This window comes from Glutamicibacter sp. MOO4 (assembly GCF_056934395.1).
Map to the genome: position 1 here is coordinate 149,472 of NZ_CM167800.1, position 14,686 is coordinate 164,157.

Here is a 14,686-nt window from a genome sequence, read left to right on the forward strand (position 1 = left end):
TCAAGTAAATTAACTGCTGCCATAAATTTGCCGCATCGCCTACCGGAGTCCAGACGCCCGCTCTAGCTGGGCTTGGGGTCCAGATCCCACAGATGATGCACAAAATCGTGCCACGCATACTGGTTTAAAGATTCAACAGTGAAGGCCGAACCGTTTGAACGCAAACCCCGTCTGGAATAAGATTCAGCGCCGATGCTTCCCAATTTTTCGGCATAATTTGAAGCCGCGGTCTCAAGCTGCGCCGTGACGTCATCAGCAGTAAGAGCGTTGTAATTACCTTCATTGGCAGCCTGATCCTGATCCCAATTCGGGAAGGTGGGCTCATCTTGCCCAAGCATCAGATCCAGTCGCTGCGTCATGATCACCAACATGTGCGCTACGTGCGTTACATATTCCTGATCACTCCAACGCGCCGGATTTTTCCGCACGCGTGCTGCTGGATTGTGTAGCGCCGTCACATAGCGCTGAACCCCAGAGGGCAATCGCTCGATGACGTCCTTGGGAGTCACCTCGCGGACATCAACCTGGCACTCGGGGCAGACCGAGTCCAAAACGAAGGTCCAATTCTTCTGATCAGGAACAATCTCACTCATGTCGTAATCATCGTTTTTCTTTGCTCTCCACGCCAGTTTGAGACTGGCATAAGCAACAAACCTGAGCGGAATGAAAAACAAGCAAGACCAAACCGTAGAATTGAAGGCATGCGCATTGTGGTTTTGGTTTCAGGAACTGGTTCGAACCTTCAGGCAGTCATCGACGCCGTTCAGGCTGGTGAATTACCCAACGTAGACATCGCCGCGGTCGGCGCCGACAAACACGATACCTACGGTGTGCAGCGTTCGGCTGAAGCCGGAATCGAAACCTTTGTTGTGAACTTCAAGGATTACGAAGATCGCAAAGACTGGAACCATGCGCTGACAGAAAAATGCCTGTCCTACGCACCGGACTACGTTGTGTCCTCTGGATTTATGCGAATCGTCGGCGAAGAATTCATCAACGCTTTTGACGGCACATACATCAATACTCATCCCGCCTTGCTGCCTTCGTTCCCTGGCGCCCATGGTGTGCGTGACGCGCTGGCTTACGGAGTCAAGGTCACCGGCTGCACCGTACATATTGCAGATGCCGGCGTGGACACCGGTCCGATCCTGCGCCAAGAAGCAGTCGCCATCGATGATGCAGACACCGAAGACACGTTGCACGAACGCATCAAAGTTGTTGAACGCCGTCTGCTCATTGCAACCCTCGCAGACCTAGCCAAGAGCAAGTAGCGCACAGCACCACCCAGGCACACCGCGCGGAGCCACCAAGGAAGTAAAATTGGTGGCGAGATGACTGAGCAAACACCTAAAGCCGACGCGGCTTCAACGACGCAACCTTTTACCGACGCGGAGCTGGCAACGGCCCTGAAGGTGCTCTCGGTAGTACATGAACTGGATTCCGACGACGAACGGCACGTTGCTGTACGCCGCGCCACCAGCAACATGTTCAAAGCCGCCAAGCGTTTCAGAAAATCGCAGAAACGAGCAGAAATTAGTGCGGCAGACCGCGCACTGATTGAACGTACCGCAACCGGTTCACCTCAGCGCCTTGACGACGAAACCTTGGGCTTAGACCTGAGCGCTTCCACCGACGGTGATACTGCTGGCGAATTCCGCAGGCCACGCGGTTGCTACATCTGCAAGCGCCGCTACACCACCGTTGACGCCTTCCATCACTACCTGTGCCCGGACTGCGCTGCAGCAGGTCGTGAACGCCGTGATGCACGCGCGGACCTGAGCGGAAAGCGCGCACTGCTCACCGGCGGACGAGCAAAAATCGGAATGCATATCGCGTTGCGCCTACTTCGCGACGGCGCCCACACCACCATTACCACACGCTTCCCCAAAGACGCAGCCCGCCGCTTTGCGGCCATCGAAGACAGCAACCAGTGGTTGCACCGGTTGCGCATTGTCGGCATTGACCTGCGCGATCCGGCACAGGTTATCTCTCTCGCTGATCGTGTAGCCGCCGAAGGCCCGCTGGATATCTTGATCAACAACGCGGCCCAAACCGTTCGGCGCACGTCCAACTCATATCAGCACCTGATCGAATCCGAACAGCAACCGCTAGCCACCGAACTACTGGCCAGCCACGGTGGCCCGGAGCTATGGGGCGAAGCGAATCCGCCGGCCGAGCACCCCAAAGCCTTGGCCAGTGCCTTTAGGCTTGAGGATTCTGCGTTGTTGGCCCCGGAACCGCTAGGCAGCTACGACGCACAACGACTTGCGGAGCTGGCAATGAAGGCAGGCTCAGCCTCGCTGGAGCGCATTACCGCAGGCACCGCAATCGACGCCGGGGGACTGGTGCCAGATGTGGTGACAGAAAATTCCTGGACCCAGATTTTGGGCAATGTGGACGCATTGGAAATGCTCGAAGTGCAGCTGTGCAATGTCACCGCACCATTCTTGCTGGCTTCACGGTTACGACCTACCTTGGCTGCCAGTGGGGCACGACGTAAATACATTGTGAATGTCTCAGCCATGGAGGGGCAGTTCTCCCGACGCTACAAGGGTGCCGGTCATCCGCACACCAACATGGCCAAGGCCTCGCTCAATATGCTCACCCGCACCAGTGCCGAAGAAATGCTGAACACCGACGGCATCTTGATGTCTGCGGTGGACACCGGTTGGATCACCGACGAACGTCCGCATGATTCCAAGGTCCGCATGGTCGCCGAAGGCTGGCACGCACCGTTGGATCTAATCGACGGGGCGGCCCGAGTCTACCAGCCGATCGTGGACGGGGAACGCGGCATTGACCTCTATGGTTGCTTCCTCAAGGACTACGAACCCTCGCCCTGGTAAGCCACGGCGAGGCGTTCGAGCCTGAGATTCTTAATGTTTAGTCGCTGAGTTTGAAGCGCACGGTGCGCACCTCAAAAGCACTCAGTTCCAGCGGAACCGCACCATCAAGAAGATCAATAGCTCCCTGAGCCAACGAATCTTCAAGCAGGGACACGGTAGTTGCCGAGGCGTAAGCGGCATTGATCTTCAGGGCACCACGAGCACGTCGTCCCAACGACTCGTAGACTCGCACCACCAGATCCCCGCTGCGATCAGCGGACAGCTTCACACTGGAAACCACCAGGCCTTCACCGGTTACAGCAACAAGTGGTTCCACGCCTTGTGCACCCACAACAACTCGCTCTGCGCTATTGAGCAGCGCCCCAGCTTCAGTGACTGTGGCGATATCGGCGCCGATCACCAGCCCGTAGCGGTGAGTTTGAATGCCTTGATCTGTTTGCGGATCGGGGAAGCGTGGGGCGCGCAGCAACGACAGACGCATCGTGGTGGTTACGCGCGCTTCTTTGGCTTCGCGCGTGACATCAAAGCCGTAGATGGAATCGTTGATCAGCCCCACACCAAAGCCTGGTTCCTCGGCCAGCACAAAGCGGTGCATGGAGGTTTCAAACTTCGCTGCTTCCCAACTGGTGTTCACATGCGTCACTCGCTTGTGATAGCCAAACTGTGTTTCCGCGATGGTTTGCTCGGCCCGAACATCGAGTGGGAACGCGACCTTGAGGAACTTCTCGGCCTCATGCCAGTCGGTGCTTTGAGCGATATGAACTGTTCGGTCACCCGGGGCCAGGCTCAGCTGCTGAATGACCGTCGACTTCGAGAAGCCACGAGAGATGGTGATGACCTGGCTGCCATCCTCAGTCGAGGACAATTCCATGGAATTGAGTTCACGGAGGTCGGTGACCTGATTGCGGTAGTACTTATCTACGTCCCAGGCGTCCCACATGTTGGGGAAGTCTTGGTGCAGCTGCAAGAGGTTTGCCTCTTGGCCCGAAGCAATAGCCTCGCGGCCAGTGGCCAAATCTACTGCGGAGGTGATCAGTCCTTGATCACTGACCTGAATACGGACAATGCCGTTGTCCAAGACGTATCCACCATGAGCTGCCGTGGCCTGAACAGAATCCGCACAGCTAGCAGTGAGTGCTTTTGCCTGACCGAAGGACAGTGAATTGCGCGTGAACGCGGCCCCGTTAAAAGCGATGGGCGTTGAGCCGTCCCCAGCAAGCTGCTGCTGTGCTGTGAGGATCAGTGCTTCGACCTGTTCGATGACTTGTGCGTAGCGGCCTACAACTTCACGGTGTACCCAGGCGATGGAGGTGCCAGGCAAAATATCGTGGAACTGGTGCAGCAACACTGTTTCCCACAGCTCGTCTAGCTGTACGTAGGGGTAGTCGCTTCCCGTGTATAACGTGGCGGTGGCTGCCCAAAGCTCCGCTTCCACCAGAAGTTGCTCAGTGCGTCGGTTGCCTTGTTTAGTCTGGTGCTGGCTGGTTAGCGTCGCGCGGTGCAATTCCAGGTACAGTTCGCCAACCCAGACCGGTGGGTTGGGAAGTTCGCGCTTAGCGCGGTCGAAGAACTGGTTGGGATGTTCCCAACGCACCTGCGCACTACCTTCAAGATTGGATAAGCGTTTAGCCTTGCCAGTCATCTCGCGAGTGGTACCGCCACCACCGTCACCCCAGCCCACGGGAGCAATGGAGTTATTGGTAACGCGCGCTTCGCGGAACTGGCGTGAAGCCTTAGCAACTTCCTCACCGGAAAGCTGAGAGTTGTAGGTGTCCATGGAAGGGAAATGGCTGAAGATGCGAGAACCATCAATGCCTTCCCAATCAAAGCTATGGTGTGGGAATTTGTTTTGCTGATTCCATGAGATCTTCTGGGTGAAGAACCATTCAAAACCTGCACGTCGCATCAGCTGCGGCAAGGCCGGGGAGTAACCGAAGGAATCTGGTAGCCACACACCTTTGGAACTCACACCAAATTCGTCGTGGAAGAATTTCTGGCCGTAAAGGAATTGACGCACCAAAGATTCGCCGGAAGGCATCACAGTATCGGATTCAACCCACATGCCACCTAAGGGGAGGAAACGTTCGTCGGCCACCGCCTGCTTGACGCGCTCCCACACCTCGGGGCGGTGGCTCTTAAGCCATTTGTATTGTTGGGCACTGGACATTCCGTAAAGGAAATCCGGTTCATCGCCAAGTAACTCAACCATCGAGGAAGCAGTGCGTGAGACCTTGCGGATGGTTTCGCGCAGTGGCCACAACCAAGCCGAGTCGATGTGGGAGTGTCCGATAGCGGAAATCTGGTGAGCACTGTGTTCTGCCGGGGCGGCGAGAACGTCGGCTAGTTCATCGCGAGCGGCCTGAGCCGTTGAGGTAATGTCCTGAAGATCAAGAACATCCAAGGTGTTATCCAAGGCCTGAAGAATCTGCATCTTGCGCGGGCCTTGGGGCAGTTGTTCCTGCAGATCTAGGAGCACTTCAAGGTCAAGAGCTAATTCATGAACTACTGGTTCAAATACAGCCAGATCCATACGTCGGATGGTGTAGAGCTTGCGCGTGGAAGAAGTGAGAATGTCTCCCTCTTCGGTCGGCAAAAACGGGTGATGATCCAGCAATACTGGGTTGGACGCAGCCTCAAGATAGAGATCCACTAGCTCGTTGCCTTCTGCAGACTCCGTAACTGGCACCCACTGGTTGCGTGGGTTTAGCGCTTTGACGGTGTTGCCGTCAGGTCGGTAGATGAGCCCTTCGCACTGGAACCCCGTCATATTTACGTCGAAGCCCAAATCGATAATTGCTTCGACTCGGCGTGACGCCCAACTAGCGGGAACCTGGCCTTGAAGGTGGAACCATGTGGTGCCCCAAGCAGCTCCCCAAGAGGTCCCAACCTGAGCTGGAACGTAGTCCAATGCCAAGCCCTTTGTGGGTGTTACTGGTTCACCTGGAAGTTCATGCCAAGACACCGCAAGCGGGATTGAGTCCGAGTAGATGGCAGGCAGTACTCGTTCCTGCAGTACTCGTTTGACTCGACCAGTGGTCAAGGAAGTATCGTCGTGCATGGCGGCCTTTCGAAGGTCAGATCCCCAAAAACTCACGGGGTAGTTCACTGCCAGACTACCGAAAAATCACTAATGAAAGGCTATTTAGTTGAAGTGTGGGGACAGATTTCTGGCAAAAGTCTTAACGCCGTGGCAACGCTTAGCAATTTCTGGAAAGATCACTGAATTTTGGATCCGACCAAATAGGACATCTATCTAAGACTCTCTGAGCGGCAGATGGGTAAACCCCACCGCCGCCAACACCGTGGAAAGCATAACCGGTTGATGCACACAGATGCTTTGCAACGACGTGAAACTATTCTCCGTTCGGCCCGAGAGCTCTTTGCCCAGTACGGCGCCAACGTTGCCATGGACACCATTGCAGAACGAAGCAACGTGGGAATCGGTACCTTGTACCGCAACTTCGCGGCCCGCCCCGAGCTAGTTGAAGAAGTTACCGTGACAACCCTGCAAGAAATATTGGATGCGGCTCACCTCGCAAGGGAAAACTTGGCCCAAGAGCCACGAGCGTGGAGTAAATTCTTGGAGCAGCTGGTGCGCCTCGATCTTGGTGCGCTCAGCGAAGCGTTTGGGGGAGCCCTGCCTGCGACTCTGAATGAACGAGTGCTGACCGTGCAACGTGAATGCGCTCAGGCAGTAAACCGTGTTCTTGAACAGGCCAAAGACCAACAATTGGTGCGCAGAGATTTGAACGGCGTAGAACTGGTCACCGCCATTGGAGCAGCCACTCGACCGTTGCCACGAGCCTTCAAAAATCAGACACCACAGCTTCAGGAGCGTTTGGTGCAGATAATGCTTGACCGGTTCAAGGCGTAACCCTGGATGGAGTAGGCGAAGGCGCTGAAGTTGAGCAGTGAATTTCGCGGCCCTAGCGAGAAGAATTCCAGCAAGCGTGCCACGAGGTCGTCCCAATTTTCGCGTAACCAGCGAAACCGAGGGCGCCTCTTCACACGCTTTCGTTTCACCGCGCGCGGACCAAATTGGCGTAGGGCAACTTGCCGTACTGTGCGTGGAAGCTGTCGTGGTACTTAGCCAGTGAAGCATTCAACTCTTCGGCGGGTAATTCTTTCCACGCGATCAAGAGCTTTCCGGCTCCACGCAGCTGCCAGATCAAGCGCCCGTCCCAGTGGCCTGGTGGTTTGCCATTGCCGAAGTCGATGAATTCTTGAATCTGCCGGCGCAGCCCACGATTGCCTTGGCTGCCTGGGCTGGCCTTTCCGATGTATAGGACTTCGGTGTCGTGGACCCATTCGGCTTCTAGCTGCTCGGGTTTAAGCGAGGGGTTTTTCTTCTTGAATGTTCCAGCCGTACTGCGGTTAAGGTACCGCGGTTCATAGTCCGAGGGCGCCAAAACGACAAAAATCCCTTGACGGTGCGGGATGCGATTGATTTCAAGTGTGGCCACAGAGCGGAAGCCCGTAAATCCATCTTCCTTGAGCTGCTTCTGGTCAAACTGCATCGGTGATTTTCCCGTCGTTGTGCTCCACGATGCCAACCGCCAAGGATATTGCGACGTTGTACCTCTTGAAGAGTGGTGATCTTCTAATTGTACGAGTCGGCTCTTGGCGTCAGGCATCGAGTTCATCAATGGATCAAGGTGCGCTAGCCCAGCTGGCGGCCCATGGTTTCTGGCGCGAACTTTGCCATGAAAATGATGGCCAAGGTGACCAGTACGCTCGCGGCAATGAACAGCGTAGGCAGACCGAGCACTGGCCAGAGCGCGGCGAAAATCAGCGGCCCAAATCCGGCAGCAAAGCGCGACATGGTTGAGGCCCAACCGAATCCACTGGCGCGTAGTTCAGTCGGGTACATCTCAGAAACGTAGGCATACAGTACGGGGATGGCCACCTGAACGATGACACCGAAGACCAACACCCAACCCACTGCGGCAGCTGGAACCTTCAGGTTCAGTGCCACCATGACCAGCACTAGTCCGGAGAGCGGTGCGGAAACGGCAAGCAGCCATTTGCGGCCAACTCGTTCAACAAGGAGCGCGGCAATCACCACTCCGAGTAGACCCATTAGAGCCATGACTGCGGTGGCGAAGAATGAAGCGGACTGCGCCATTCCAGCCTCGGTCAAGATTGATGGAAGCCACGTCAGTGCCAAGTAGTAAACCAGCAGAACAGTGATGAACAGTAGCCAACTGGTCGCAGTAATTTTCCACGAGTAACGCCAGAGAGAAACTACCTGCTCATACCAACGGGCAGGACGCTCAACTGGCACTTGTTCGATGACGTAGTCACGTTTGGTGGCGCCGGTGCGTTCAACTAGGTAGTCAATCACTTCACGAGCTTCTGCCTCGCGACCCTTGGCAGCCAAGTACAACGGTGACTCTGGCACGGAACGACGTACAAAGAACACCACAAATGCCGGAAGGATCATCACAGCAAGAATCAAACGCCAGTTATCGGCTGTGGCCATCACCCAGCCGGAGACGAAGAATGACAGGGCAGCACCCACTGGCCACCAGCCATCCATTGCGGTAAGTACTCGTCCACGCAACTTAGCTGGGGTGAACTCGCCAACGAGCGCGTAATCCACCGGGATGCATCCGCCCAGCCCAAGTCCGGCCAAGAACCGGAAGGCCACAAAGAAGCCGAAGTTTGGTGAGAATGCACCGAGCACGGTGAACACTGCAAACATCAACAACGTCAGGCTGAAGGCTTTTTTGCGTCCAAACCGGTCGGCAATTCCGCCCCACACAAATGCGCCCAGTGCCATACCAACCAAGTTTGACGTGCCCAAAAGTGCTGCGGTGGGCCGGTCTAGTCCCCACTCTTGGGCGACCAATGGAATTAATGCACCGTTGAGCGTGACATCCCAGGCATCAAACATGAATCCGAGGCCACCGATGATAAATATCGAGCCTTGTACCTTCCACTTAAAGGGAAGTTCTTGTACGACGTTGGTGCCCGTAGGCGGAAGAGCAGAAGACACGAAAGGGCGCCTTTCTCAATGCGAGTGAAAGTAGTGTGTATCGCGTCGAAGCATAACCGAAAACTGTGAATTGAGCGTAGCTCTCTACGCTTCTTTGTGTGGCGCGTCAAGGTCTGTCATTCAGCGCCTGATTGGGAGTACTCTCTGGGCATGGGAGTAGATTGGGCCGCTCTCGAAGAGGCGATACGGGTGACCGCCCTTCGGCACGCGGCGGAAGTAATTACTGGACACCCCGACCAAGACTTCTATGCCATTGCCCTTCACGGGGTCAGCACCGAAGAAAGCGAGAGCATCGCTATGCCGTTGCTTGCGCTGAATTCGGTACAGGCTTTAGAACGTGATCGCGTCACGGCATCAAGAGAAGAACTGGTGGAGCGCGGCGAAGATGCTGACGAGCCTGCCGACTATGAAGACCGCGAAGATGCGGAGCCTGGTAGTTCAACCGAATCTGAAGACGTCACAATCGATGACGACTCCATAGTGATTTCTGACGCGGATGAACAGGAAACCGACGAGGAAGACTCGAGCCTTAACGATGATGAGGAAGATCTGGATCAGGTTCTGGCCTCGCTTGAAGAAGGCCTCGATGCAGACGACTCTGAGAGTTTCTATTCTGATAAGTGGGAACCAAGCGATTGGCACTGGTCAGCCATTGATTTATGCGAAGACCCGGCAGCCACCCTCTGGTCCGATGCGATGACCGACCTCGCAGCGCACGAAGGCTGGGAAGTCACCATAAAACGCTACTATCGCACCCTTGTTGCGGTGGCACAGAGCCTGCGAGAAGAACTTCAGCAACGTACCCCTGCAGACTTGGTTTGTTATGTAGCCGATGAAGATCATGCCGAGAAACTTCTGCGTCTTTGCCTGACTGACAAGCAACTGTCCAAGTATTTCCCACAGCTTGCTCAGCTTGTCGAAGGACCATGACACGAACTGAATATTCGGGTCATCCCTTGGTTAGAATGAGGGCGGTGGCCTAGTCGCCACCCGCCCCATTCATTCTCACCGCCGGGAGAAAAATTTCGTGAGTAAGACCGTGCTGGACAAAGTCGCAATCCGTCGCGCACTGATTTCCGTTTACGACAAGACTGGTCTGGAGGAGCTGGCCTCCGGACTACATGCCGCAGGCGTTCAGCTGGTATCCACCGGCTCTACCGCTAAGAAGATCGCTGCCGCCGGAATCCCTGTGACTGAGGTCGAGCAGGTGACCGGTTCGCCGGAAATGCTTGACGGTCGAGTCAAGACCCTGCACCCACGTATCCACGGTGGCATCCTTGCCGACCGTCGCGTTAGCGAGCACATGGATACTCTGTCTTCGATGGACATTGATCAGATCGATCTGGTTGTTGTAAACCTGTACCCATTTGTGCAGACTGTTGCTTCCGGCGCATCCCAGGACGAAGTTGTTGAACAGATCGACATTGGCGGTCCAGCAATGGTCCGTTCGGCTGCAAAGAACCACGCTGCTGTATCCATCGTTGTAGATCCAAGCTTCTACTCACAGGTCATCGCAGCTGCTGCTGATGGTGGTTTTGATCTGAAGACCCGTCAGCGTTTGGCTGCTAAGGCTTACGCTCACACCGCTGCCTACGACACCGCTGTTGCTTCGTGGACCGCAAGCCAGTTCCGCGATGAGGACGGCGACGGCGTCATCGATTGGCCAGCCTATGCGGGCGTTGCGCTGCAGCGCGCCGAAGCTTTGCGCTACGGCGAGAACCCACACCAGCAGGCGGCACTTTACGTTGATGAGGCTGCACCAGCCGGCATCGCGCAGGCTGACCAGCTGCACGGCAAGCCAATGAGCTACAACAACTACGTTGACGCTGATGCTGCACTGCGTGCCGCTTTCGACTTCGAGAAGCCTGCTGTTGCCGTTGTTAAGCACGCCAACCCATGTGGTGTTGCTGTAGCTTCGGATGACGCTGTTGATCCGATCGCTGATGCGCACCGCAAGGCTCACGCTACCGATCCAGTTTCCGCTTTTGGTGGCGTCATTGCTGCTAACCGCACGGTAACCAAGGAAATGGCTGAAACCGTCAAGGGCATCTTCACCGAGGTTGTCATTGCTCCGGACTTCGAAGCTGAAGCAGTTGAGATTCTCTCGGCCAAGAAGAATATCCGTCTCCTGGCTTTGCCTGAGGGCTATGGCCGTAACAAGAACGAGTTCCGCCAGGTATCCGGTGGCATGCTGATTCAGGCAGGTGACAAGATCGATGCTGATGGTGATAACCCAGCGAACTGGACCTTGGCTGCCGGCGAAGCTGCTGACGCTGCTACCTTGGCTGATCTTGAATTCGCCTGGAGCGCAGTACGCGCTGCAAAGTCCAACGCCATCCTGTTGGCCAAGAACGGTGCAGCAACGGGCATTGGCATGGGCCAGGTCAACCGCATCGACTCCTGCAAGCTGGCAGTTGAACGCGCCAACACCCTGGGCGTAAAGGTCGAATCCGGCGCGGATGCAGCCGGTGGCGCCGAGAACGCTGATGCAGCTTCTTCGGAGCAACGTGCAGTGGGCTCCGTGGCTGCCTCGGACGCCTTCTTCCCATTTGCTGATGGTCTGCAGATCCTGATCGACGCTGGCGTCAAGGCTGTTGTACAGCCAGGCGGTTCGGTACGTGACGAGGAAGTTATCAAAGCTGCGAACGAAGCTGGCATCACCATGTACTTCACCGGTGCACGCCACTTCTTCCACTAGGAATTAATAGCGCCTCGCTGCAAAGACGCCGAGTATGAATCTGTAAGGATTCATACTCGGCGTCTTTTGTTGTCAGTTGTTTTTTAGATTTGGACGTTTATCGAAGCGCTCGTCTTCTCTTGATCAGTAGCACCGAGGCGAGTACGCCAGCAATTATCGAAGCAATCCCATACCAGGAGTACGGATGCGGTTGCATGATCCATGCCCACGGGAAAAAATCTGCGTTTTTGCTTCGGGCAAAGGCCGAGGAGAAGGCTACGTAGGCCACCGGGACAACCGTTGCTGTGCTCCCCATTCCCAATATAACGCCCACAAACCACAGCGCCACTAGGCTGGCCAAGTCCCTAACAAACAAGAGCGTGGGGAATTGACCCACACCCGTCAACACCGAGGTAAGCGCACACACAGCAGTGGCAAGAAGCATGATGCCTAGGGCAAAACCTGTCGAATGCGCCCAGATATTGTGCACTGCACTAGACATCCATCCACGCTTTGCGCCACTAACGCATGCTCCAATCAGGACACTGAGTAATAGCGCAGGAATCACCGGAAGTGGCATAGCCGTAGGCATGAACAGAGAACCTAAGAACGGGATCGCCAGCAACTGCTGGCCGAATGCCCCTGCCAGAACACCGCACACCACGGCGCTGACTGCGCAAAAAACGATTCCCCGGGTACGTAGCGCAAGAATCATTTCAACCCCTGAGGCAACGTGGGAACTTCACACCGTGACAGTTGCTTGTAAGTCCTCAGCACCCACGCCCGCTGTTGTTCAAATGATTTGGAGCCCAGTACCTCATCGTTGACCACTGCGTCTGAGCCGAGGACCTTGTGAAGTGCATAAGACGTGGTCCAGTCCTGCAAAATCTCAAAGGCCTGATACTGCTTATCGAAGTCACCGTTTTCGCACAGGTGGTTGATGATCTCAGCGGAATAGGAACTCGATGCTGCGTACACAACCTGTTCATCTGTGTACCAAGGTTCGAATGAGGTCACCAGCTCACCTGTCTCAGCTACGCGAGCATCATGATCGAGTTCGGCGGTCACTCGTTTAGCTTTGGGGAAACCAATCTGGGATAAAGCTAGGACGCTGCGTGCCACCAAATCGCTGCGATCCCCACCAAAGCGTTGTACGTCGTTGAGGCAAACTTGCGGACCTGTCCCGGTGCAAGTGAGCTGTCTTGCATCGTCATTGACCACCGCAATCCCGTCAATATCTCGTGAAATAAACAACCCAGCGATCAGCGAGAGAACCAGCAACGAGGTTCCGATGGCATATATCATCGGGGCATTCTGACCAGCAGATTTCTTTTTGAGTAGCGGATTTTTGTTGCTAGCGAGGCTCAGGAATCCACCGGTGGCAAGCAACGAAAATACGATCAAGGTCCACACGCCGCGGTAGTCCAGCGATTGGGCCGCCATGCAGCAACCGTTCAAGGTCATTCCGGATAGATAATGAGCAGGAAAATATCCCGAAGCGCCGGTGAAGGCAAGGAATAGGTAGCTGAGAACCAGTGCTAACGGAATCGCGAAGCGACTAGGGAACCATTGTCCGAGGAGGTATCCAAAGGACGAATGGGCCATGATCGCCAGTAGATATCCCAGAACTACAAGCCACAGTTTAGGTTCAGGGAACTGCCTAGCAGAAACTACTAGATAGGCAACTATGGCGACTTGGATCAGGGCAGCCGCCACCACGCTTGGCCAAAGCCTGTCGAGAATTCGCCAGAGGTAACCGCGCGCGGTGACCTCAGTGATTCCTCTACTGTTTCGCTCTCTGCTCGACTCGATTGCTGCGCAGATCGAAGCCAATAGACAAGAAAACAAGAGCGTGCTTGATGCCCCAGATACGGCCGCGGCCGAATTGCCCAGGACTAAATTCAGTTCTGTGTAGCTGCCCACATAGATGAAGGCAACGATCAAGAATATTGGTAAGAGCCACAGTGCCGGTCGTTTTGTAAGTGGAAGCATTAGCGTTCTCCGACAACGAGTTGAGCGTAGGCCGCACGAATTCGATCTCGCGGGTCAACGTCGGGGCCGCCGCCTAGGTCCATAAATTTGGTTGTGTAGCCGTGGAACTTTTGGCGTCCTTGATCAAGAACAAAGACAGCGTCAAAGGTTCCGTCGATATCTTCGGTCTGATGAGTCGATACGAGGACTATTTTCTTGGGATCCATGTCCTGCAGGATCCTTTGAAATCTTTCGCGCTGATTGGGATCGAGTCCCGCAGTTGGCTCATCGAGCAAGATGACAGAGGCATCGTGTGCAAGCGCGCCCGCCAGGCCAAGACGTCTCTGTTGCCCGCCGGACAGCTCGGTGGACTTGCGCTTAGACATCTCAGAAAGTCCAACTTGCTCCAGCGCAGCAGGAGCTGCTTCCCTTGCTTCTTTTCGGGTGGCACCCTTGAGCCATGCCGAATACATAACATGTTCTAATGCCGATAAGCCTGCGACTGGGCTGAAGTCCTGCGGTAGCCACGCGACGTTCTTGCGGAAAGCGCGCAGTTCCTTTGAACTGATGTCCATCGTGCTGGTAACAAGGCGAATGCTTCCCAACCGTGGTGTCAGCGCGGTGGCAAGTAGAGAAATCAGGGTGGTCTTACCTGCTCCATTGGGGCCGAGTATTGCCGTTTTCCCTGATCCAAAAGTTAAATCGATGCCGTCAAGAAGCAAGGAACTTTTAGGATACGAAAACGAGAGGTTCTTGATACTTACACTGCTCATCAGTACGTCTGAGTAACTCTCTCGGCAGTTGAAGTTCATAATAAATCCTTGCGTGACAGCGTCGCAGCCCCCACCGCACGAAGAATTACTTTAAACACAACCCTGCAAACGCACAAATCAGCCGGTATTCGGACGTTTTTACCTCAGGCTCAATTTGAAATTAGGGCGACAATGATCCTTCGCAAAAAATTTGGTGCAAGTTAGGGAATTTTTGTACAACGCGCTCCGGAGAAACATCGACCTAATGCGCTGTTCTAACCCAAGTCCTGCCTCTGGGAGGTGAAAGGAGTCACGTAAAAACGAAAATGTTTCAACGGTCGACTCAAGCGGGTTGCCGGTGTGGTGCGCATTCGTGAAGGGTGAAGATTTCGAAACATAAAATTGTTCAACAACATCTTGCCAAGGTTGTTCAACAACCTGT

Annotated in this window: 12 protein-coding genes; 5 read left to right on the forward strand and 7 right to left on the reverse strand. The window is 55.1% G+C overall.

What is annotated here, in order from left to right:
* Nucleotides 1-62: 62 nt before the first annotated feature.
* A complete protein-coding gene (locus AC1Z3F_RS00695) occupies nucleotides 63-674 on the reverse strand; it encodes a DinB family protein (RefSeq protein WP_444612794.1) in 612 nt (203 codons plus the stop codon).
* A 27-nt stretch (nucleotides 675-701) separates the two neighbouring features.
* Here AC1Z3F_RS00695 and purN point away from each other — a divergent pair, with 27 nt between their 5' ends.
* Together purN and AC1Z3F_RS00705 are read left to right on the forward strand one after the other, a co-directional pair.
* The gene (gene purN / locus AC1Z3F_RS00700) at nucleotides 702-1,271 is read left to right on the forward strand and encodes a phosphoribosylglycinamide formyltransferase (RefSeq protein WP_131090273.1); all 570 of its coding nucleotides are present in this window, start codon (nucleotides 702-704) and stop codon (nucleotides 1,269-1,271) included.
* A gap of 60 nt (nucleotides 1,272-1,331) precedes the next feature.
* Nucleotides 1,332-2,846, forward strand: coding sequence for an SDR family NAD(P)-dependent oxidoreductase (locus AC1Z3F_RS00705; RefSeq protein WP_444612795.1), 1,515 nt, complete (start codon nucleotides 1,332-1,334; stop codon nucleotides 2,844-2,846).
* Between the two features lie 37 nt (nucleotides 2,847-2,883).
* Here AC1Z3F_RS00705 and AC1Z3F_RS00710 read toward each other — a convergent pair whose 3' ends face one another.
* A complete protein-coding gene (locus AC1Z3F_RS00710; protein ID WP_483566315.1) occupies nucleotides 2,884-5,904 on the reverse strand; it encodes an alpha-mannosidase in 3,021 nt (1,006 codons plus the stop codon).
* Between the two features lie 264 nt (nucleotides 5,905-6,168).
* On the opposite strand from AC1Z3F_RS00710, the gene AC1Z3F_RS00715 reads away from it, so the two are divergent.
* Nucleotides 6,169-6,720, forward strand: coding sequence for a TetR/AcrR family transcriptional regulator (locus tag AC1Z3F_RS00715; RefSeq protein ID WP_483566316.1), 552 nt, complete (start codon nucleotides 6,169-6,171; stop codon nucleotides 6,718-6,720).
* Nucleotides 6,721-6,865: 145 nt separating this feature from the next.
* Here AC1Z3F_RS00715 and AC1Z3F_RS00720 read toward each other — a convergent pair whose 3' ends face one another.
* Both AC1Z3F_RS00720 and AC1Z3F_RS00725 read right to left on the reverse strand, forming a co-directional pair.
* Nucleotides 6,866-7,363, reverse strand: coding sequence for a hypothetical protein (locus AC1Z3F_RS00720; protein ID WP_444612798.1), 498 nt, complete (start codon nucleotides 7,361-7,363; stop codon nucleotides 6,866-6,868).
* 143 nt (nucleotides 7,364-7,506) lie between these two features.
* Entirely contained in the window at nucleotides 7,507-8,844 is a 1,338-nt protein-coding gene (locus tag AC1Z3F_RS00725; RefSeq protein ID WP_131090268.1) for an MFS transporter, read from the reverse strand.
* Nucleotides 8,845-8,994: 150 nt separating this feature from the next.
* Here AC1Z3F_RS00725 and AC1Z3F_RS00730 point away from each other — a divergent pair, with 150 nt between their 5' ends.
* Nucleotides 8,995-9,774: a hypothetical protein gene (locus AC1Z3F_RS00730; protein ID WP_131090267.1), complete on the forward strand. Its 780-nt coding sequence runs from the start codon at nucleotides 8,995-8,997 to the stop codon at nucleotides 9,772-9,774.
* A 97-nt stretch (nucleotides 9,775-9,871) separates the two neighbouring features.
* The gene (gene purH, locus AC1Z3F_RS00735; protein ID WP_483566317.1) at nucleotides 9,872-11,542 is read left to right on the forward strand and encodes a bifunctional phosphoribosylaminoimidazolecarboxamide formyltransferase/IMP cyclohydrolase; all 1,671 of its coding nucleotides are present in this window, start codon (nucleotides 9,872-9,874) and stop codon (nucleotides 11,540-11,542) included.
* 97 nt (nucleotides 11,543-11,639) lie between these two features.
* Here the strand turns inward: purH and AC1Z3F_RS00740 are convergent, their stop codons facing one another.
* From AC1Z3F_RS00740 to AC1Z3F_RS00750, 3 genes are read right to left on the reverse strand one after another with little or no spacing between them, the layout of a single operon-like run.
* Nucleotides 11,640-12,236, reverse strand: a complete 597-nt coding sequence (locus tag AC1Z3F_RS00740; RefSeq protein WP_483566318.1) for a hypothetical protein — start codon at nucleotides 12,234-12,236, stop codon at nucleotides 11,640-11,642.
* The gene (locus AC1Z3F_RS00745) at nucleotides 12,233-13,513 is read right to left on the reverse strand and encodes a hypothetical protein (protein WP_483566319.1); all 1,281 of its coding nucleotides are present in this window, start codon (nucleotides 13,511-13,513) and stop codon (nucleotides 12,233-12,235) included. The genes AC1Z3F_RS00740 and AC1Z3F_RS00745 overlap by 4 nt, the downstream gene beginning before the upstream one ends.
* Nucleotides 13,513-14,265, reverse strand: coding sequence for an ATP-binding cassette domain-containing protein (locus tag AC1Z3F_RS00750; protein ID WP_483566320.1), 753 nt, complete (start codon nucleotides 14,263-14,265; stop codon nucleotides 13,513-13,515). The genes AC1Z3F_RS00745 and AC1Z3F_RS00750 overlap by 1 nt, the downstream gene beginning before the upstream one ends.
* Nucleotides 14,266-14,686: the final 421 nt, after the last annotated feature.

Excerpts from the sequence above, each read along its gene's own strand:
- purN (WP_131090273.1), top strand. The coding sequence starts at position 702 with ATGCGCATTGTGGTTTTGGTTTCAGGAACTGGTTCGAACCTTCAGGCA.
- AC1Z3F_RS00705 (WP_444612795.1), top strand. The coding sequence starts at position 1,332 with ATGACTGAGCAAACACCTAAAGCCGACGCGGCTTCAACGACGCAACCT.
- AC1Z3F_RS00710 (WP_483566315.1), bottom strand. The coding sequence starts at position 5,904 with ATGCACGACGATACTTCCTTGACCACTGGTCGAGTCAAACGAGTACTG.
- AC1Z3F_RS00715 (WP_483566316.1), top strand. The coding sequence starts at position 6,169 with ATGCACACAGATGCTTTGCAACGACGTGAAACTATTCTCCGTTCGGCC.
- AC1Z3F_RS00720 (WP_444612798.1), bottom strand. The coding sequence starts at position 7,363 with ATGCAGTTTGACCAGAAGCAGCTCAAGGAAGATGGATTTACGGGCTTC.
- AC1Z3F_RS00730 (WP_131090267.1), top strand. The coding sequence starts at position 8,995 with ATGGGAGTAGATTGGGCCGCTCTCGAAGAGGCGATACGGGTGACCGCC.
- AC1Z3F_RS00740 (WP_483566318.1), bottom strand. The coding sequence starts at position 12,236 with ATGATTCTTGCGCTACGTACCCGGGGAATCGTTTTTTGCGCAGTCAGC.
- AC1Z3F_RS00745 (WP_483566319.1), bottom strand. The coding sequence starts at position 13,513 with ATGCTTCCACTTACAAAACGACCGGCACTGTGGCTCTTACCAATATTC.
- AC1Z3F_RS00750 (WP_483566320.1), bottom strand. The coding sequence starts at position 14,265 with ATGAGCAGTGTAAGTATCAAGAACCTCTCGTTTTCGTATCCTAAAAGT.